Annotated in this window: 5 protein-coding genes; all 5 read left to right on the top strand. The window is 36.7% G+C overall.

Features of this window, described 5'->3' with window-relative positions:
* The 5 genes from ACHRV3_RS14365 to ACHRV3_RS14385 all read left to right on the top strand — a co-directional run bounded on the left by ACHRV3_RS14365 (window position 1) and on the right by ACHRV3_RS14385 (window position 21815).
* Complete coding sequence (locus ACHRV3_RS14365; RefSeq protein ID WP_395435106.1) at window positions 1-1965, top strand: T9SS type A sorting domain-containing protein; 1965 nt, start codon at window positions 1-3, stop codon at window positions 1963-1965.
* A 71-nt stretch (window positions 1966-2036) separates the two neighbouring features.
* Window positions 2037-11807, top strand: coding sequence for a SpvB/TcaC N-terminal domain-containing protein (locus ACHRV3_RS14370; protein ID WP_395435105.1), 9771 nt, complete (start codon window positions 2037-2039; stop codon window positions 11805-11807).
* Window positions 11800-12153 (top strand): hypothetical protein, encoded by a 354-nt coding sequence (locus ACHRV3_RS14375; protein ID WP_395435104.1) that lies wholly within the window; start codon window positions 11800-11802, stop codon window positions 12151-12153. Before ACHRV3_RS14370 ends, ACHRV3_RS14375 begins: the two co-directional genes overlap by 8 nt.
* Window positions 12154-12226: 73 nt before the next feature.
* Window positions 12227-12613: a hypothetical protein gene (locus tag ACHRV3_RS14380; RefSeq protein ID WP_395435103.1), complete on the top strand. Its 387-nt coding sequence runs from the start codon at window positions 12227-12229 to the stop codon at window positions 12611-12613.
* A gap of 502 nt (window positions 12614-13115) precedes the next feature.
* Window positions 13116-21815, top strand: a complete 8700-nt coding sequence (locus tag ACHRV3_RS14385; RefSeq protein ID WP_395435102.1) for an amino acid adenylation domain-containing protein — start codon at window positions 13116-13118, stop codon at window positions 21813-21815.
* Window positions 21816-21946: the final 131 nt, after the last annotated feature.

Genomic DNA, 21946 nt, shown 5'->3' on the forward strand with positions numbered 1-21946 from the left:
ATGAATAAGAAGATTTTTTTACTGCTAATGCTGCTGTCCACAACGACAGGTAGTTTGGTTTTTGCACAACAAAAAAGCGTACCCGGCAATGTTCAGGAACTTTTTTTTTGGATAAAATCAAGAGCCAATAACGACGCTTACTATTGGGAAAGCCTTACTAAAACAGAAGCAAAAGTACCAACGAATACGCAAAAAGGAACGGCTTTTAATTTTAACCCGAGTATTATTTTTGATACCGCTCAGGATTCTTTAGTCCTGCCTTTGGGCGTTAACAGCAAAAAAAAGCAAACCGTATTTATGGTTTACAAAGTAAAAGACAGTTTGAAAGAACAACTTTTATGGACGATAAATGATACTAAAAAAACGGTTTCTGTTGCAACAAATAAACGCCTTGTTGATTTGAAAAAATACAGTTACAGGTCGTACAACGAAAAAGTCAAACTTCAAAAGGCGAATATTCATTTTTTTCAACAAAACATAACCGACACTGTTGCGAAACCTTCTTCGCTGACTATTGGTTTAAAATCTAAGTTTGAAAAATTACCACCCGAAGAATTCAACGGAAACATAAGCGAAATTTTGGTTTATAACCGTGTTTTATCAGGTGTTGAAACTCAGAAAGTAGCGAGTTATCTCGCGGTTAAATACGGTATTTCATTGTCACAGTTTGAAATCAAAAATTATCTCAACAGTTCGGGAATGACCATTTGGGACAATGATAAACACAAAGGATTTCAGTCTTCGATTACGGCAGTAGGGCGAGACGATGTCAGTGGATTATTGCAGCTAAAAAGCAGTAATATGGCCGAAGAAGGTTTATTGACGATGGAACTTAAAAGTAAAACGAACAAAATCCCAAATGATTATTTTGTTTTTTGGAGTGATAATGCAAAAAATCTTCTCGTAAAAAAGCAAGAACAAGGAGAGCCGGTAGGTGTTGACAGACAATGGCAACTGGATTTTACACGTACTTCAGATCTAAACCTGGATTGGACTTTTGACCCAAAATTTATCAAAGGGACTTTACCTAAAGACACTTATTACTGGTTGTTGGTAGATCATTCGGGAAAAGGAACTTATGAGGAGAATAATTCCGAGTACATTAAATTAGGAAGCACATCGAGTAAAGAAAAATTGGTACTAAAAGATTTTAACTGGGATCAGCAAAAATCAGGCAGTGTTAAATTTACTTTGAAAGTAGCGCCTCAAATGTTCAGTCGTGTCTGGATTACGCAGGCAAATTGTGGTGTAAATGCTTCAGGAGAATTAAATTATACGATTGAAGGTGGAGAAGGCCCCTTCACAGTAACCGTTAAAAAACAAGGAACTGAAACCATTTTAAAACAATGGAGCCAAACAGCAAAAAGCAGCAACGGAGTGAAACTTTCTTCGGGGAATTATGATTATATCGTAAGAGACGCCAAAGGAAATTTATATTCGGAAACTGTTTTTGTGGCAGACAAACAAGGTACAGTTCCCAACTTAAAACCAGAATATCAATTAACAAACGGAAACGCTTTAACGCTGGACGCAAGTCTTGGTTTGCCAACCGGGAATTATGAATATGAATGGTATTACGAGGGTAATTTTATCGATAATAATCCTAAAATTCTCGTAGATCAGCCGGGTAATTATGAGGTAAGATTGTCTAATGAGCAGGAATGTAAAACGTCAAATAAAATTGCAATTGCGACAGATGGAAAAGAAAATACAGACTCAAGTGTATTGATTTTATATCCAAACCCTACTGTTGACGGTCATTTTACTATTGCCATGCAGTTTGCCACAAAAACAAATGCCACGGTTAGTATTTATAGTCCAACGGGTACTTTGGTACAACAAAAGCAGTTTTCTCAGATTGAAAATTACATTTACGATGATGTGATTAAAGCCTCATCAGGAATGTATCTCGTTACCGTTAATTCAGATTTCGGAACAAAGACTTTTAAAGTTATTGTGCGATAATCTGACTGCTTAAAATTTAAATATTTTATACGAATAAACAAAATAAACGATTGCTCCCAGTCGATTACTATATGAAAAATAAAATTATAATTCTTGTCCTTTTAGTAAGCTCCTTTTTGTTTGCAGTGAATTTTAAGAACTATCCTGTAGTTTCTTCGTTTGCACAAGATCTTTTTGAAAATGAAAACGAAAGTAAAGCTCCAGTAGCAGATTCAATTGATACGGCTCCAAAAGCAGTTAATAAAATAAAAGTATTTGATGCCGATATCAAAGAAGGTTTTATCGGTGTAAAAGACGAATCGGATACGGATGATGCCTACGATAATGTTTTTCATCTTGCGATAAACGAGATGCCTACTGTTTATGAAAATGCTTATTTGGAGTATGAATTATACGGTTACGATCAGTCGGCTTCGATTTCGAGAAGTTTAAATAATCAGGCAAGTATCGGGGGGCAATTTTTGTCTAAGAATACGAGTTGGAGTTTACAATCAGAATTGCTTTCAGAAAAATCTCTGAGACAAGGAGATAACGTAATATTGTTCACCGCTCCCGAAGGAACTTCGAATAATTATAAAGTTAAAAACGTACAAATTGTATATCGTCCATTAAAACTTTCGAGTACGTATACTTTATTGAAATCGGATGATAAATTGTATATCAAAGGGACTAATTTTCCTTCGCATATTAGCAAATTGAGTATTGATGGTATTGCTGTTAATGTCAATCAGCCGGAGTTTGAATTGATTTTGGATCGTAAAGATTTAAATTCGGATCAATATGTTACGGTTTATAAAGAAACCACAACAGGAGTTGGTAGCACTGAAAAATTAAAAATCAATGATTTCTTAAAAGTAGCTAGTTTCAGACCGCTTGAAAATGCTAAAGAAAGTTTTTCTAAGATCATCGATTTTAAAACGGCGAATACCCTTTCGTATAAAGATTTTTTTGCAGTTTTTCCATTAGGAGCATTAAAATCAGATGTTCAGGTGTCGGTAAGTGGTTTGCGTAAAATTGATATTGCGCCTTTAAACTCCGCAATGGTTAACGTTACGGGAGCAAATGCCGGATTCAGATTATTGCCACACGGAACTCTTTTCGAAAAAGCAGTGCGTTTATCACTTCCATTTGATAAAAAAGCAATTCCGGAAGGTTATACGGAGAAAGATATCAATGTCTTTTATTTTGATGAAAACAAACGTCTTTGGCAAGAAGTAAGCAAAGATTCGTTAGATATTAAAAGAGGAATTATCACTGCGAAAACAACGCATTTCACGGATTTTATTGCCGGAATTATAAAAATGCCCGAATCTCCTGAAACTTCAGGGTATACACCAACAAGTATAAAAGATTTAAAAGCAGCAAGTCCGCTAGTTGGAATTCAGTCGATCGCACCACCTTCAGCAAACGGAAGAGGAACGATGAGTACTGGTTTTAGTATTGTTTTACCAAGTGGAAGAGGGGGTATGCAACCTTCGTTTAATTTGCAGTATGATAGTGATGGCGGGCACAGTTGGGCAGGAACGGGTTGGGATGTTTCGGCTCCTGCAGTAAGTATAGAAACCCGTTGGGGAGCACCACGTTATGATGCTCAAAACGAAACAGAAAGTTATGCGATTGCGGGTGAACAGTTAATCCCTAATTCACATAGAGCGACCTGGGTAGGCAGAACAGCAGACAAACAGTTTTATCCAAGAAGAGAAGGCGCTTTCCAGCAGATTATTAGAAAAGGATCTTCGACTAAAGATTATTATTGGGTGGTAAGAGACAAAAGCGGTGTTGCCAGTTATTATGGTGGAAATGCATCCGGTCTGGCAACAAATGCAGTATTGCAGGATGCTTCGGGAAATATTGGTCATTGGGCACTTTGTTTCCAAGTCGATTTAAAAGGAAACTCGGTTAGTTATGAGTACGATAAAAAAGAGGGAGAGCTGTATCTTAAAAATGTTTATTACACCGGTTTTGGATCAGAGAAAGGAAATTACAGTGTCTCTTTCATTAAAAATAGCGATTTAGGAGAAGTCAATAGACCCGATGTTCAGGTTTCGGCCAGACTTGGTTTTAAACAAACGAACAATCAGTTGTTGCGAAAGATAGAAGTTCGCTATAAAAATCAAATGATTCGCAGTTATGAACTGAATTATAAAGAAGGAGCTTTTAAGAAAACCTTACTGAAATCGGTTGCAGAATACGATTCAGAATCGAAATTATTCTACACGAATACGCTGGATTATTTTGATGATGTACGAGAGACTTCAGGCAAATACAATCCTTTTGGACCCGAGCAGGTATGGAGTGTCCCAAGTGATAATATCAAACAAGGATTTACTGGAATTAAAGACTTTGAAAGCAATCATACTTTAGCCGGAAGTACCAATGGAACTTCAACCGGAATCAATTACAGAATAGGTATAGGACTTCCTACTTTAGGGACTTTTAAATCGAATACGATAGGACCACACGGAGGAAATAGCTGGGGATCATCAGACGTTTCTGTCGTTTTACAAGACTTAGACGGAGATTCATTTCCGGATAAAATTTTTAAGATTGGTAATGATGTTTATTATCGCAAAAACTTATACGGTTCAGGGCAAAATGCCTTTGGAGAAGCGATTCGCATTGAGAACCTGGGGAATTTAGGTTTTACGAAATCAAAAACATTCAGTTGGGGAGTTGACGCGACCGTAGGTTTTGGATCGGCTTCTGTAAATGTCGGTTATGACGAACAGCGCTCGACCAATAAAACCCAAAGTTACTTTATGGACTTTAACGGGGATGGACTGGTAGATTTTGCAGATGGCGGAAAAGTATATTACAACCGTATTATCAATGGGGTGCCTCATTTTTTGCCCAACAGTTCAGGAACTCCTTCGCCTGTTTCGGGTGATGGAAATCTAATTATAACGACTCCGGATCGTACTCAGGAATTACAGGAATTATTAGATAAAAATCCTTTGCATGATGTGGTAAGAGTATGGCAGGCTCCGGCAACGGGAGAAATTACTGTGACCCAAAGTTTTGCCTTACTAGAAGATCTTTCCGTAGAACGTCAACAGTATAAAACGCGTGACGGACAAGGGAAAGCAGATGGTGTGCATTTGTATTTTCAAAAAAACAACAATTTGATATGGGATCAGGTTATTGGAGCTGATGATTATGGATTAAAAATAAAACCGGCTACAACTTTGTCCGTTCAAAAAGGAGAACGTTTGTATTTCAGGGTAAGTTCTATAAAGGATGGTAACTATGATAAAGTGGTTTGGGATCCAAAAATAGAATATACCAAAGCAATCGATTATTATAACGAGAGTGGGATTATAAGAAATAAATTAATTGATGTCAATACTGTTGCAGATGCAAACTTATTGTCTTTAAAAACTTATCAGGCTTCGAAAGACTTTTTTGTAAGTTCATCCAATCCGATAATAGTTCCAAAAGCCGGATTGATTCGTTTTTCAGGGCAATTTAAAAAACCGCTGACATCAGATCACGTTACTTTAAAAGTGGTTAAAACGGTAGTGGGTTCGGTAAACGAAACGGTGTTGTACGAAAAGAGATTTTTAGCTTCAGAAGTTGTTACTTTAGATTTAGCGACACTTAGTTTTGCTATTGCAGAAGACAATGCTTTTGTGCGAATGAGGATTGAGACGGTTACGAATATTGATTTGAAAACATTGGTGGTTAATCCAACCGTTACGATTCCGGGAGTAGCAGGAACAAGACCGGAAGACAATATTAAAAAGGTAGAGATCTCGCATTCGTTTTATAATAAAATTGATGGAAACTATATTATAACAGGAAAGAAACCTACTATTAACGGTAAATTAAATCTATCTATAAATCCGGCAGATTACCAATTAATTGCAGGTCCTGTCGCTTCAAGATACAATGGTAGACTAGTAATTTCTGCCAAACAGGGCACTAATTTAGTGGCTAGAAAAACGTTTAATGTGGTCAATGGAACATTGGTAGAAACGACTTCCGTTTTTGATGGTACCTATGCCTATGCAGAGGCTAAAAAAGACATTCCAATTGAATTGGAACTCTATGTAAGTGATCCAACTTTAACAGATATTGTCAGAGCTTATCCTAAAAATAATGCGCTGCAAATTGCTTATAATATAGTTGATGCGATCACAGATCCATTACTACCTGTGGTTTGGAATGACACTACAACTGAGTTTTCAATTTACAGTAACCTGCCATCGGAAGCCATTACTTTAGGATTATTGTACCGAAATTGGGGAAGTTTTATTGTAAATGGAAATCTTGCCGGTACTACAATTGATCAGGCGAGATTAAAACCGCAGACCAATACTGTCGATCCAAACAATTTTCCGGATTTAAACAATCTGAATCCGGATGCGATGCCTCCGGGCTTTGAAAGTTTCAAAGATTATTTTACTCAGTCTACCCAGATTTATTCCGAAAATATAGTATTTGGTGCAGAAAAAGCATCTTTTATTCAAAATGAATTTATTGGAAGTTCCCGTTTAGGAGAAGACGATATAGCGGAGTATGTCGATTTTTCGTTGCCTCCAAACAATTTAGCAGGAGGAGCGACCGCTGCATTTGATATGATCACCGAAAGCAAAAGTAAAAGTTTTGCTGCCGGTGCCAGTGCAGGCCCTGTTGGAGGAGGTTTGAGTACTTCTAAAGGAGATTCTTATGTGGTGCAGACCATGAGTGATTTTAACGGTGATGGTTTCCCCGATTATATCAGGGACGGTCAGGTGCAGTTTACCTCGCCTACAGGAGGACTTACTGGCAATAAAGCTGCGATAGGTGATTTTAGCCACTCCGAAAATACAGCTCAAGGGGGTAGTTTGTCCGGTAGTTATAGTCATGGTTCACCTGCAAATTCACTACAGTTAAGTGTCAGTAAAGCGGCTGTTACAAAAAATTACATGCAAACAGGAGCCTCGGGAGATGCCGAAAAAGGAGGGAAATCCGTTTCCTTAGGTGGAAATATAGGGAAAGGAGAAGACCATTCTGAGCAGGTATTTTCAGACGTAAACGGTGACGGACTGGCAGATAAAATCATAGCTGACGGAAGAGTGTCTTTAAACACGGGATACGGCTTTTTACCCGAAGAAAATTGGACGAATCTTAATTTTATCAATAAAGGAAAGTCAAAAGATTTTAGTGCCAATTTAGGATATAGCATCTATAATGGTTCTTTCTCCGGTGGTTTGAATTACGGAAGTTCTGTTTCTGACGGGACAAATACCTTTATGGATGTAAACTCAGACGGATTAGCAGACAAAATTACGTATCGAGACAATGATGTTTTGGTTGAATTGAATATGGGTAATTATTTTGGTGCCCCTATTACTTATCCAAAATATTCGGCGATGTCAAGAAATAAATCCGTTAGTTACGGAGCCAGTATTGGTGTTTCTTATGATATTCCGTTGGTTCCACCAATTATTGTTATGAAATTAACACCAAGTATCGGTGGTAGTTTTGGAGCCAGTACATCCCGTTCCGAAGCTTCATTTTCTGATGTCGACGGGGATGGCAACATAGATTACATCGTGTCAAAAGATCAGAATAATTTAATTGTACGTCTTTCAAACATAAAAAGAACCAACAAATTAAAAAGCGTTACCAACGCGGCCGGAAACAGCTATGTGGTCGAATATGAGTTATTAAAGCCAACATATGAAAATCCTGCGTCTAAATGGGTTTTGCAATCCGTTGATATTTTTGACGGACATATTGGTGATGGTATTGATCATTCGATTACTAAGTTCAGATATGAAAATGGTTATTTTGATCGTCGTGAAAGAGAATTTTATGGTTTCGGAAAAATAATTCAGGAGCAAATTGATGCTGCCGATAATTCAGTTTTTTCAACTTTTATTGAAGAATTTTACAATCAGGATTATTTCAGAAAGAATCTTCTAAGATATAGTGCTAAGATTGACAAAAATAATAAAACACGTCAGGAATCAGAAAACGAATATAGTTTTATAGATGTGGCTACACAGGCAAGTGTTTCGGTTTCTGACTTGAATTTACCGGTGTGTGATGCCAAACGTATTTTTGTTGGATTGATACATACCAATCAAAAATCGTATGAAGGAGGAAGTGAGTATCTGGAAACTAACCTTTTTAATACTTATGATGCTAAAGGAAACATTACGCAATATGAAGATTTAGGGAATGGTAGTGCAGATGATAAGGTTACCGCTAAAATTACTTATCATGAGAGTACGACACCTTATTACAGTGGAATTGCAAAACAATTAGAAGTATATACTATTGAAGGATTACGTCGTAAAAGAGTAACAGAAATAAAAGCGACAACAGCTGACGTTACCCAAATTAGAAATTACAGCGCAGCGGATAAGATCGCAATTACTGATTTTATCTACGATGCATATGGGAATCTTCAGAAAATAACGGGGCCAGAAAACCACAAAGGGCAACGTATGACACTCGATTATACATATGATCCTGAAAATCATAGTTTTCTAACCGAAATAAAAGATGCTTTTGGATATCATAATACAATGGAATATGATTATCGTTTTGGAGATCTATTAAAAACGACTGATCGTAATGATCAGAGTACAGAATATAAGCTTGACGCCAAAGGTCGTACGGAATTGGTTCGTGGCTCTTATGAAATTGCCAGTGGAAAACCGTATACGATTTTTTACGAATATTTTCCGGAGGCAAAGGTACCATATGCTAAAACAAGAAATTATGATCCTGAATTGGATAAAGATATTGAAACTTACAGTTATACAGACGGGTTAGGACGGGCTTTGCAAGTTAAAAAAACAGCAAGTTTATTTACACAATCCGGCAGTCCTGATCAAGAAGCACAAATTATATCAGGTAAAATTATTTACGATGGTTTAGGACGTCCGACAGCGAGTTTTTATCCAACAACGACGAGTGTAATAGATAACAATTTTAGTACAGGAGTTTCAAATATAATGCCGACTAAAACGGACTATGATGAAATGGGACGTCCCGTTAAAGAAACCTTACCGGATGGAAGTTATAATACAACGAGTTTTGCTTTAGATAACATTGATGGTTTGCCAGTTTTACGTGCCACACAGACGGATGCCTTAAATAACACTATTCAAACCTTTACCGATACTAAGGGAGAAAATATTGCTAGTCAGCACAATGATTTGCTGACTAAGTTTGAGACAAATGCGTTGGGTGAAACTGTAAAAGTAACTGATGCAATGGATCATGTTACTAAAAGTAGCTATGATTGGTTGGGGAGACGCGTTGAGTATATAAATCCGGACGCTGGAACAACAACGACAAAATACGATTTGGCAGGAAACATGACTTCCCGAATTACACAGGATATTAAAAATACAGTTCCAAATGGTGGTGCGATACAATATGAATACAATTTTAACCGACTTGAAAGTATAAAATACCCTAAAAATCCACAGAATAATGTACAGTATAATTTCGGTAAAGCTGACGGAACTGCATCCCGCAGAGGAAGGTTATGGTTTGTTCAGGATGCAAGTGGGGGACAAGAGTTTTTTTACGGAAAACTAGGTGAAATCGAAAAAGAAATTCGTACGCTTCGTATTACTCCTACAGATGTACAAACCTATATTTCACAGTTTGAATATGATACTTGGAATCGTATGCAAAAAATGACTTATCCGGATGGAGAAGTAGTTGATTACACCTATAATCGTGCTGGAAACCTGCAAAGTATGCAAGGTAAAAAAGAAAGTCATGTATATGATTATATAAAACAATTGTCGTACGATGAATTTGAACAGCGTAAGTACTTAAAATACGGAAATAATACAGAAACGAACTATACTTACGATTCGTCCATGCGCAGATTACAGCAGTTACAGGTCAAAAGTGGTTCGCGACAAGTGTTTGACAATTCGTATAGTTATGATTTAGAGGGTAATGTATTAAGCATAAAAAATGTTGCGCCTATTGTAAACAATACTCTTGGAGGTACAGCTTTGCACGAATATCAATATGATGGATTTTACAGGCTAAAATCAGCGAAAGCAACCTATCAGGGAGAATTTGTTAAAGCACAGTATGAGCTGAATATGAGCTATAATAAAATGCATAATATTACCAAAAAAGATTTGGTACATATCGTGAACAATGAGCAAAAAGGTTATGTTTTAGATTATAATTATGATAATGAACTTCATCCTAACGCTCCTAATAAAATTGTAGAAGCAGGAAAGACTGAACCAAGAGAATATGTTTATGATGGTAACGGAAACCCAACGAGTTATTCTGAATCTCAGAGTTTCAGAAAAATGACATGGGATGAAGAAAATCATTTGATGGGAATTAATGATAACGGACGAATACATCAATATACTTATGATTCAAATGGAGAGCGTGTAATAAAGAGTAGTGGTGACAGTCAAAACATAGCCATTAATGGTCAAACTGCTGCAACGATAGTTCATTCGGATGATTACACGGGTTATGTAAGCCCTTATTTCGTAATCAGCAAAGGGAAATTTACGAAGCATTATTATGAGAGTATGCGACGTATAGTAAGTAAGCTGGGTAATGGTGCGTTTGCACAACCATTAGGTATAACAGCCGGAGGTATAAACTATACGAAGCGAACTGCTGAACAGCAAAAAGCTTTGGATGCTTATGTAAAAAGTTTAGGCGTGCCTCCCGGGCCACCAACACAACATGGGATTTATGGAACACCTGAATTTACCGGTGACCCATATCCAGCTGAAGTTATTAAGCCAGTAGAGGAAAATCAGGAACCACCGGAAGGCTGGCCGAGAAATCCAATTTTCAACGCACCGGGTGATGTACCGGGACCACCCGTACAGTTTGGTCCGCCAATTGAACCAACAACAGTTAAAGCAGGTCAAGGTTTTACCGGAATTGGTTTGCCTGAAAATGATATTTTTTATTTTCATCCGGATCATTTAGGAAGTACGTCATACATTACTGTTAAAAACGGTAGTGTAAGTCAACATGTCGAATATGTTGCTTTTGGTGAAATACTGTTTGAGGAGCATAATTCGTCATTTTCTTCTCCTTATTTATTTAATGGAAAGGAATTAGACAGAGAAACAAACTTATCTTATTACGGAGCCAGATACCTGGACATGAAAACCAGTATGTGGTTGTCTGTGGATCCCTTGACTTTAAGAGAAGACTTTTTTGAAGCAGATGAAGAGAATCAATCGTCTACCGTTTTTAATCCTCAAAATCTTTCTTCTTATGTTTATTGTTATCAATCACCAGTAAAATTTAATGATCCTGATGGGGAAAACCCTATATTAGGAGCCGTTTTAGGAGCTGCTGTTGACTATGGTATTCAAGTTGCTTCAAATTATGCTCAGGGTAAAAGAGGGATGGATGCATTTACTAAAAACATAAATTTATCCTCCATAGCGCTTTCTGCCGTTGAGGGTGGACTTACGTCAGGTGGAAGTGTAATAAAGAAAATAGCGGTTAAGAGTGCTGTTTTAGTGGTTAATAATGTTGTCGAAATTAAAACAAATGATAAAGGTGGCTTTGAAGCAAAAGTGGATAAGAACCCTAGAAATATTATTAAAAATATAGCTATTGATGCCACTGTAAATGGTCTTGCTAAAGGGGTAGGAACGAAAGGAGTTAAATTGCTTTCAAAAGCTGATATCAATAAAGGTACAATCGCTAAAACAATTAAAAAAGTTATAAGAGCAAGCGGCGGACGAGTAACTCGTGATGTAAATAATAAGGTTAAGAAGTTTTCAACAAAACTAATAGAACAAACAGCAAAAACTTTAGAAAATACGGCAAAGGCCGCTACATTAAAAACTGTTAATGATGCAAAAGACAAAACAAATGAATAATAAGAAAAAGAACAGTTTTTTAGTAAAACTAAAAAAGAGGATGTATTTACTACTTGCATTAAGTCCAATTCTTTACTTGTGCTTTAGTATATTTAAATGGCCCGTTTATAATTCTTTATTGGATAAGTATGCTGTCGTAAAAGAGGCAACAATTATTAATGAAAAAAACATTCAAGGTAAGGGAGTCATAACTCAGATGTTTACCTATTCATATGCATTTTCTGCGAATGGGAAATTATATAACGGAGATTCCAAAAAAAGAGGCTATAAAATCGGTAATAAAATTGAGGTAGAGTATTTGGAATCTTTTCCAAGTATTAACAGACCCAAACAAATAAAAGAATAAGAGAAAAAGTTTTTTAATTAAGGTCTTTGGGTATTTCTTTATTGGGAATCCTTTGTTTTATTAAACTTTTAGGATGAAAATAAAAGATAAAATGGATACTTATACTAATGATAAAAAAATACCAACCAAGCCAACCACCAAAGAGTACTTTAAATTAGCAGGTGTATTGCTTGGTATTATAGCTTTTTTTGTATGGCTTTGTATCTATCTTATTGATGAAAAAACGGATGAAATTCAATATGTTAAAGAGGATTATACCACTTCGAAAGGAATAATTACTAAAATGTCTTTGTATAAAGGAAAAGCAGTGAGGATTAAATACGTTGTCAATGGAAAAGTATATGAGGAATCTGATGGAATGGGGAAAAAATTAAATAAAGAAGAAGGAGATTCAATAGCCATCAAATATTCCAATAAAAAACCGGAATTAATGATTAGTGAATACAATTGGGATTATTAAAAAATCTCCCGTGTTTTGTCAATATGATTTTCAGTAGGAACGAGCACTGAAAATAAAAAAAATAAGAATAATCGTAAGGATAAGTAAAAGGTACAGCAAAATATTTGACTGTACCTTTTTTTATTTTTGGAGCTTATGAAAAAAGATATCCAGCTTAAAAATCGTTTGACCGCAAAGAATGTGCGTAGATTTGAAAGCTTCGCTTAGGAAAACTGATCAAAGGTTAGGTGTTTGTGAAACCCTTTGTTAGTTGTTTTTCTGTTGCGAATAACTGCCCGTAATTTTTATACCGAAAGTCCGTAATTTTTAGTGGAGTGTTGCTTTTATTTTCGCTTAGGGTCAATTATGCGATCTGCGTTGTGACCTGAATTGCAAGAACATAAAAGTAGATTACAGGCTTCAGATCATTTGTTATATAGCTTCTTGGTAACAAAAGACAACAGTGATTAGCCTGCTTAACTCCTTGTTAAATAAACTAATGGTATAAAAGAATTACACTAAAATGGATCACATTAATCACAAAATTGGTAAAGACTATTGGAATAAAAAAATCAGTAAACTTACTTATTCTAAAGAAAATTTTCCGGAAAACTCTTCAACAGATTTTAGTACCGTTTCGGCTTCTGAACTTTCTTACTTCTATAAATTAACGGCTGAAAATACTATTGTAGAATTTACGGTGTTGATTGCGCTTTATAATATGTTGCTTCAAAGGTATTTTGAAGAGTCTAATTTTGTGTCCTCTAACATGTTTTTGAATGCTGAAAAAGCAGTGTCATTTTATGTATTTCAAGCCATAGCTCAAAAAACGGTAAAGGAATTTATACAGGAAGCAAAAGAAGAAGTTCAAGACGTTTATAAACATACAAACTATTACGAAGAGCATAGTATTGCCATGACATCGAATGTAAATGCTATTCCTTTTCAGTTTAATTACGGAGCAGAAAAAGAACAGCAAGTATTGTGCTGCGGCTGGTCCTTTCAAATCGAAAAACTGGAAAACAAAGATTTTAGAATGGCATTACATCATTCGGATAAATTTGTGGAAAGTGCTCTCGCCGGACATTTTTTAGCAAATTTTAAAAATTTGTTAGCAGGACTAGAAGACAATATTACGACTTCAATTTCTAAGCTGCCTTTAGTTTTGAATGAAGAAAAAGAGTTGCTGTTGCATACTTTTAATGCGACAAAAACGAACTATGATACGACTCTGTCATTAGCCGAAATAGTAGAAAAACAAGTACAGAAAACACCGCAGCATATTGCCGTTGTTTGTAAAGAAACAGCACTTACCTATGAGTCGCTTAATGAGCAGGCCAATCAGGTTTCGGATTGGCTGATTAAAGAGTATGCTATTGCAGCAGGTGATTTTGTCGGGGTTAAAATGGAGAGAAGCGAAAAACTACTGATAACTCTATTAGCGGTTCTAAAGGCGGGGGCTACCTACGTACCCGTAGATGTCAATTATCCGGAGGAAAGAATTGCCTTCATTGAAAAAGACAGTAATTGCAAGCTCGTTGTTGATACTGTTCTTTATAAAGATTTTGAGGAGAAACAGAACAACTACTCCAAAGAAAATCAGTCTGCGAACCGAAAATCAGCGGAGTTGGCGTACATTATATACACTTCAGGAACTACCGGAAATCCTAAAGGCGTGATGATCACACATCAAAATGCTGTAGCCTTAATTGATTGGGCACAAAGAGAGTTTGACACAGATAGTTTTGATGTAGTGTATGCCGCCACATCACATTGTTTTGATCTTTCAGTGTATGAGATGTTCTACACACTTTCTGTTGGAAAAAAAATCAAAATACTAAATAATGCTTTAGAGATTGGTGCAGAATTGGCCAAAGATCAGAAGATTTTATTAAATACAGTACCTTCAAGTATTCGAAAGGTTTTAGAGGAAGGTTTTAGCCTTAAAAACGTGAGTGTAATTAATCTTGCAGGAGAACCTTTTCCGGTAGATATTGCAAAAAAGTTGTTACTAACGAATGCCGAAATAAGAAACTTATACGGCCCTTCAGAAGATACTACTTATAGCACTTGTTACAAGTTATCTTCAGAAAAAAACTACACGACCATTCCTATTGGTAAACCCATTAGCAATACACAGGCTTATATTTTAGATGACGCTTTACAACTGGTACCGGCTGGTATTGTTGGAAAATTATATCTTTCGGGAGACGGTGTGACAAAAGGATATCTCAATCAGCCCGAACTAACTTCGGCCAAATTTATAGAAAATCCTTTTGAGGAAGGGGTCAAGATGTACGATACCGGTGATTTGGCAAAATGGGGGCCTGACGGGAATCTGATTTTCTTGGGAAGAAAAGACCATCAAATAAAACTCAGAGGATATCGTATTGAACTTGGAGAAATTGAGAACGCCATTTCTTCTTTTTCAGAAAACATACTACAAGCCGTTGTGGCGGTCAAAGAGCGTAAAGGGGAAGATGTTTTAGTAGGCTATTATGTAGAAAACGAGTTTATCGATAAAACAGTTTTAAGGGGACATTTAGAAAAACTCCTCCCGGGATATATGATTCCTGCTTATTTTATTAAACTAGAGACAATTCCGTTGACTCCAAATGGTAAAGTAGATAAAAAAGCGCTTTCAGAAATTACGGAAACGGCAATCGTAAAAAGAGAATATGTAGCTGCGGCTGATGTTCTTGAAAAAACACTAGTTGAGATTTGGGAACAAGCCTTAGGAGTAACGCCTATTGGTATGAACGATCATTTTTTTGAAATGGGAGGCCATAGTTTAATGATTTCGCAAATTATTAATGCCATCTACAAAAAACTGGAGAAGAGTGTTCCGTATAAACTGTTTTATACCAATCCAACCCTCTCCGAGTTAAAAAAAGTATTAAAAAATAAAGAATATTTGCCAATTCCTTTGGCTGCTTTTTCAGAATCCTATCCATTGACACATTCACAAAACCGATTGTGGTTGTTAAGTCAACTCGACGGTGGGAATGATGCCTATGAGATTTCAGGAGCGGTGGTGCTAAAAGGAGCGGTCAACCAAGCCAAATTTATTGAAGCCTTTAATCAAGTAGTAGCACATCACGAAATTCTGAGGACTTTTTTTAAGAAAGATCAAAATGGAGCGGTAAATCAATACATTCTGCCCAAAGAAGAATTTCATTTTGCCATAGACACTAAAGATTTTTCTCATCAGCAATCGCCTTACGATGAGGTTAAGCATTATATTGAAGGAAAAAGTAAAAACTCCTATGATCTGACGAAAACTCCTTTATTCAGTGCTTCGTTATTGAAAACTACACCGGATAATTTTGTGTTTTATTTATCAATGCATCACCTGATAAGCGATGGATGGTCATTGGAAGTATTGACCGCACAGGTTTTAGCCTGTTATGATGCTTTGCATATCGGAGAGACAATCAAGTGGTCTCAGGAAGCTGTTCAATTTAAAGATTATGCCGTATGGTTGTTGGAGGAACAGAAAAAAGAGAACTATCAGACCGCTAGATTGTATTGGCTTAAACAATTTGAAGACACCGTTCCGGTACTTCAATTACCGGTTTATGCGAACCGTCCCGCAGTAAAAACGTATGGAGGAAGTCAGTTGTATCATGTTTTAACGGCAGAAGTACTTACTGAGCTAAAAAACCTTGCCAAAAACTATCAGGTAACGCTTTTTACAGTGTTAATGGCGGGTATAAAAGCAGTATTATCCCGATATAGCAATCAAGACGACATTATCATCGGAACGCCAATAGCAGGGCGGGAGCATCCTGATTTAGAAGATCAAATTGGGTTGTTTACCAATACGCTGGCCATACGAAATTCAGTAAATCAAAACGAAGGATTTTCGACCTTACTTCAAAGAGAAGGAAAACTGCTTTTGGAAGCTTATGAGCATCAGAATTTTCCATTTGATGCCTTGGTAGAAGAACTAAAAATAGCAAGAGACACCACAAGATCACCTTTGTTTGATGTGATGGTAGTGCTGCAAAACCAACAGCAATTAGCCAACTTTAAGCACTCCGATTCTTCTACGGTAACGATCGAAGAGTTCGAAATCAACAGAGCAATTGCTCCTTTTGATATTGTATTTACTTTTACAGAAAAAGAGGAACTTACTTTAGAAATACTTTACAATACAGACCTTTATACAGAGAATTTCATCAAAGGATTGTCGCAACATTTGGAGAATCTTTTTGTTCAAGTGATAAAGAGCCCCGAAATGGTAGTAGGAGAAATAGATTTGGTTTCCGAAAATGAAAAAGAAACTTTACTACAGGTATTCAACGATACTGATATCGCTTTTGATACGGAGAAAACGATAATCCATTTGTTTTTAGAGCAAGTAGAAAAAACGCCACACCATATCGCTGTCCGATCAGAAAATCAGTCTTTGAGTTATGCCGAACTGAATAAAAGATCAAATAAATTGGCGAATTACCTGATTGAGAACTATCAAATTGTTCCGCATGATCTGGTAGCAGTTTTATTAGAAAGAAACGAACACTTGGTGGTTTCCTTGTTGGCCATACTAAAAACTGGTGCTGCATATGTGCCAATAGACAAGAATTATCCCGAGAACAGAATTAAAGATATTATAGATGATGTTGCGGGCAAAGTAGTGATAGACAATGCTTTTTTGGATGTTTTTTATAATGAAAAACAATTGTCCGCCGTTCAACCCGATGTAAAAACTGAAAGTACAGATCTGGCCTATGTAATCTATACTTCCGGATCTACCGGAAAACCGAAAGGCGTGATGATTGCACATCAGGGATTGGTTAATCTGTGTTTTTGGCACAAAGAAGTCTACAACGTTACAGCATCCAGCAGAGGAACTTTGTTTTCTGGGGTTGCCTTTGATGCATCGGTTTGGGAAATCTATCCGTATTTGCTATCAGGCGCCACACTTTACCCTATTGAAAACGAAGAAGTACGTCTGCAAACCAAATTGTTGACTTCTTTTTTGAAAGAAAACGAGATTACGCACGCCTATCTGCCTTCAAAAATATGTCAGGATATCATGGCAGATAACGGTTTGGCGGTATCAACTACGATACTTACAGGAGGAGAGAGTTTAAATTATGCAGTGGATACTTCTTTACAAGTATATAATAATTACGGACCAACAGAAAACACGGTCGTAACAACCTATTACGATTGTAAAGAAAGCACAAAAGAGAAAGTATCGATCGGAAAACCTATCGCAAATACAAAGGTTTACATACTGTCTGAAAGTTTAAAATTACAACCAATTGGCGTTATTGGAGAATTGTGCATTTCAGGAATCGGACTTTCAAAAGGGTATTTGCATCAACCGGAGCTTACAGCTGAAAAATTTATTCAAAACCCATTTGCAACAACAGAAAAATTATACAAAACTGGAGATTTAGCCCGATGGTTGCCCGATGGAAATCTTGAGTTTATAGAAAGAAAAGACAATCAGGTAAAAATAAGAGGCAACAGGGTTGAATTGGCAGAGATAGAACATGTGATCAGAAGCTATGAACCTGCAATTTCTAATGCCCTGGTTCTGGCCAAAGAAATCAACAATGAACAAACCGTTATTGCCTATTATACCGCAACGGTGGCTATAGACAGAAAAGCACTTAGAGCCTATTTAAAAGAACAGTTAGCCGATTATATGGTGCCGGCGTATTATATTGCATTAGAAACAGTGCCCTTAAATGCAAACGGAAAAATTGACCTTGCCAAGCTACCTGCAATCACCGAAGCCGATGTTCTGAAAAAAGAATACGTGGCACCGGTTAACGAAACTGAAACAAAAATAGCCGTAATCTGGCAAGAACTTTTGGGGCATCAAACCATAGGTAGCACCGATGATTTTTTTGAACTTGGAGGACATAGTTTACTCCTAACAAAATTAGTAAGCGAATATCAAAAGACATTCAAAATAGCGATTCCGCTAAAAACGCTTTATGCCAATACCAGTCTGAGAAGCCATGCCGCTCTTTTAAATGAATTAGCTCCAGACGTATATGAGATTGATAAATTGCCTTTTCAGGAATATTATGAATTGTCTCCATCGCAAATGCGCTATTGGTTGCTTTATAAAATCAAAGGAAAATCAAGAGAGTTTAATATATACAGTACACTGCAATTACCGGATAACTTTGATCTAACCGCTTTTAAAACCGCTTTTGATCTTCTTTTAAAACGTCATGAGATTTTAAGAAGTGTATTTGTAGAAGAGGCCGGAATTCCAAAGCAAAAAATCCGATCCCATTTATCAGTAGAAATTCCATGCTTCGAATCGGAATCGGTTGCTAAAAAAGAGGTATTCGAACAAGAGTTTGATCTCGAAACAGATGTTTTGTTTAAAGTCGCTATTTTGAAAGAAGGCTCGGCTCACCGTTTGTATTTTAACATCCATCATAGTATAAGCGACGGCTGGTCTATGGGAATTATATCCAGAGATTTGATGGATATTTATACGGCCACCATAAGCAACAAGCCCGTTGAACTTCCCGAATTGGCGATACAATATAAAGAATATGCCCACTGGCAAAATAAGGTATTACAGTCGTCGGATGTTAGTGTTTCCGAAAAATACTGGAAAGAACAGTTTGCCGGACAATTATCGTATTTGCAATTGCCAACAGACTACACGGCAAAAGTAAAAACGAACGATGGAACCTCTTCATCTTATACCGTTTACATTTCAGAAGAACAGAAGAAAAAAATAGAAAAACTATCGGGAGAAAAAAAGACGAGTGTTTTCGCAATTTTTGTGGCTACGCTAAAGATCCTGTTGTTCAGACTCACTTCCGAAGAAGATATTACACTGGGGATTCCGGTGGCCAACCGAAATCATTACCAATTAAAAGAGGTAGTGGGTTGTTTTATAAATACGCTTATGTTGCGGGATAAAATAAGTGAGAAGGAGTCTTTTGAAACCTGGTTGCAACGCGTTAATGAAACTTTAATAAACGCTCTGGCACATCAGAACTATCCTTTTGAACAGTTATTGGAGCTCATAGAGGCACCCCAAAATGATAATGGTTTTCCGCTAAGTCCCGTGTTTTTGAATATGGTTGATTTTGATACAAAACCGTTGGAAAGGATAGCCGATTTTAGTCCAAATCACGAACTATTGGAAGCAACTCCAAAGTTTGATATAGAATGTTACATAAAAAGTTTTACAAACGGATACAGTATCAACTGTGTATACGATCAGGAACTCTTTAAAAAAGAAACCATAACCTATTGGATAGACGCCTATTTGTCAATCATAGATCAGGTGTTGGTCGATGACAAAAAAGCAGTACAGGACATACAAATATTTGAAGACTATATTTTTGAGGAAGACGATTCAAAACCGACCAATGATTTTGATTATTTTGAAGCGAGTGAAATTGAACAAAGTATCACACAGCGATTTGAAAAACAGGTAGCCAAATTTCCGAATCATTCCGCTGTATTCGCAAATCAAACGGTACTTACTTACAAAACGCTGAATAATTGCGCCAATTATTTGGCATTAGAAATCAATAAAAAAGCCAATCCGCAGACACGACGAGTAGCCTTGCTTTTAAACCATAATGAAACCTGTGTAATAGGAATGTTAGGAGTGCTCAAAGCTGGTTATGCCTATGTGCCCATAGATGCGAACAGTCCTTTGAGCAGAATTCAGTACCTTATTGAAGATTCAGGTTGTACGCTTTTGGTCTGTAATGCAACCACTGTAGAAAAAGCCCGACAGTTGGAGCAGGAAGTACCAGAGTTAGCTATTATAACGATATCTGAAAATTATACTCTTCCCGAAATTTCAAATCCAAATAAGAGTATAAGTGCTTCAGCGGAGGCTTATGTTTTGTACACTTCCGGTTCTACGGGAATGCCAAAAGGAGTTTTGCAAAAGCAAAGAAATGTACTTCATTTTATCAGAGTATATACCAATAATGTTCGCATTGCGATAAAAGACAACTTAAGTGTTTTCTCTACTTATACTTTTGATGCTTCGGTAAAAGATATTTATGGTGCGATTTTAAACGGCGCTACCGTGAGCATTTACGATATTGTTGAAAATGGTCTTGACCCGCTTTCAGACTGGTTATTTACGCAGAATATCACAATTATACATATGGTACCCACGATCTACAGGAATTTTTTAAAAGGACTGGAAGAGGACAAAGTCTTACCAACAGTGCGATTAATAGATTTGGGAGGAGAATCATGTCATAAGCCCGATTTGGATTTATTTAAAAAACATTTCCTTGAAGGTGCTTTTTTAGTAAACGATTATGGGCCGACGGAATCTACTATTGTGGCTCAAAAATTCTTAAAACACGCCTCACAATTAACGAGAAGCAATGTCCCTCTGGGCAAATCGGTTGAGGAAACGGAGCTCTTTTTATTGGGTGAAAACAACCAGCGAAGAGGGGTTTATCAAACAGGAGAAATTGTTTTCAAAAGCGACTTCCTTTCATTGGGCTACCTAAACAGGGAGGAATTAACAGCGCAGGTTTTTACAACAGATCCCGCGACAGGAGAAGGAAGAATTTATAAATCAGGCGATATCGGAAAGATGCTTCCTACCGGTGAAATTGAGTTTCTGCAACGCAAAGATTCTCAGGTAAAAATCAACGGATTTCGCATAGAACTGTCTGAAATAGAATACCAATTAGAACAAATTGAGTGGATAAAAGAGGCCGTGGTTTTACTTAAAGAATTAAATGGAAATAACCACATAACGGCCTATATAAAGGTAACCGAAGCTTTAGAAGTAACAAAAATTAAAATGCTTTTAGGACAAATATTACCTAAATATATGATTCCGACGATCTATATAACCATGGAAGAATTTCCATTAACGAGAACCGGAAAAATAGAACGAAAAGCATTACCAAACCCTGAGGTATCGGATTTAAAAACCGTTCCTTATGTAGCGCCGAAAAATGACATAGAAAAAACTTTGGTCACGATTTGGGCTGAGGTGCTGAAAATTGATGCGCCAATTATAGGAACCGAAGATAATTTCTTCGAATTAGGAGGCAATAGTTTACAAGCCGTTGTTTTAATCAATAAAATAAATAAGACCTATAATACAGTATTTTCAATCGCTAATCTTTACGAAACTTTAAACGTTCGGGATTTATCAGCTTTGTTGCACTTTTCCATACTTCAGAATAATGAAGATGATACGGTCTTGCAGGAATTGGATCAGGACGAAATTATTTTGTAATCCGTCAATAAAAAACAATCAAAATTTGAGTAGCCGTTGGTTTTAACCAGCGGCTATTTGCGTTTGAGTCAGGAAGCTTTAAGAAAAAAACAGGGGAGTAAAGTTTTGGCTAAAGCCCTGTATTAAAAAAC

The sequence above is a fragment of the Flavobacterium sp. FlaQc-49 genome, from assembly GCF_044005985.1.
Lineage (GTDB): Bacteria > Bacteroidota > Bacteroidia > Flavobacteriales > Flavobacteriaceae > Flavobacterium > Flavobacterium cupriresistens.

Coding starts and splice junctions, on each gene's coding strand:
- ACHRV3_RS14385 (WP_395435102.1), top strand. CDS start 13,116: ATGGATCACATTAATCACAAAATTGGTAAAGACTATTGGAATAAAAAA.
- ACHRV3_RS14380 (WP_395435103.1), top strand. CDS start 12,227: ATGAAAATAAAAGATAAAATGGATACTTATACTAATGATAAAAAAATA.
- ACHRV3_RS14375 (WP_395435104.1), top strand. CDS start 11,800: ATGAATAATAAGAAAAAGAACAGTTTTTTAGTAAAACTAAAAAAGAGG.
- ACHRV3_RS14365 (WP_395435106.1), top strand. CDS start 1: ATGAATAAGAAGATTTTTTTACTGCTAATGCTGCTGTCCACAACGACA.
- ACHRV3_RS14370 (WP_395435105.1), top strand. CDS start 2,037: ATGAAAAATAAAATTATAATTCTTGTCCTTTTAGTAAGCTCCTTTTTG.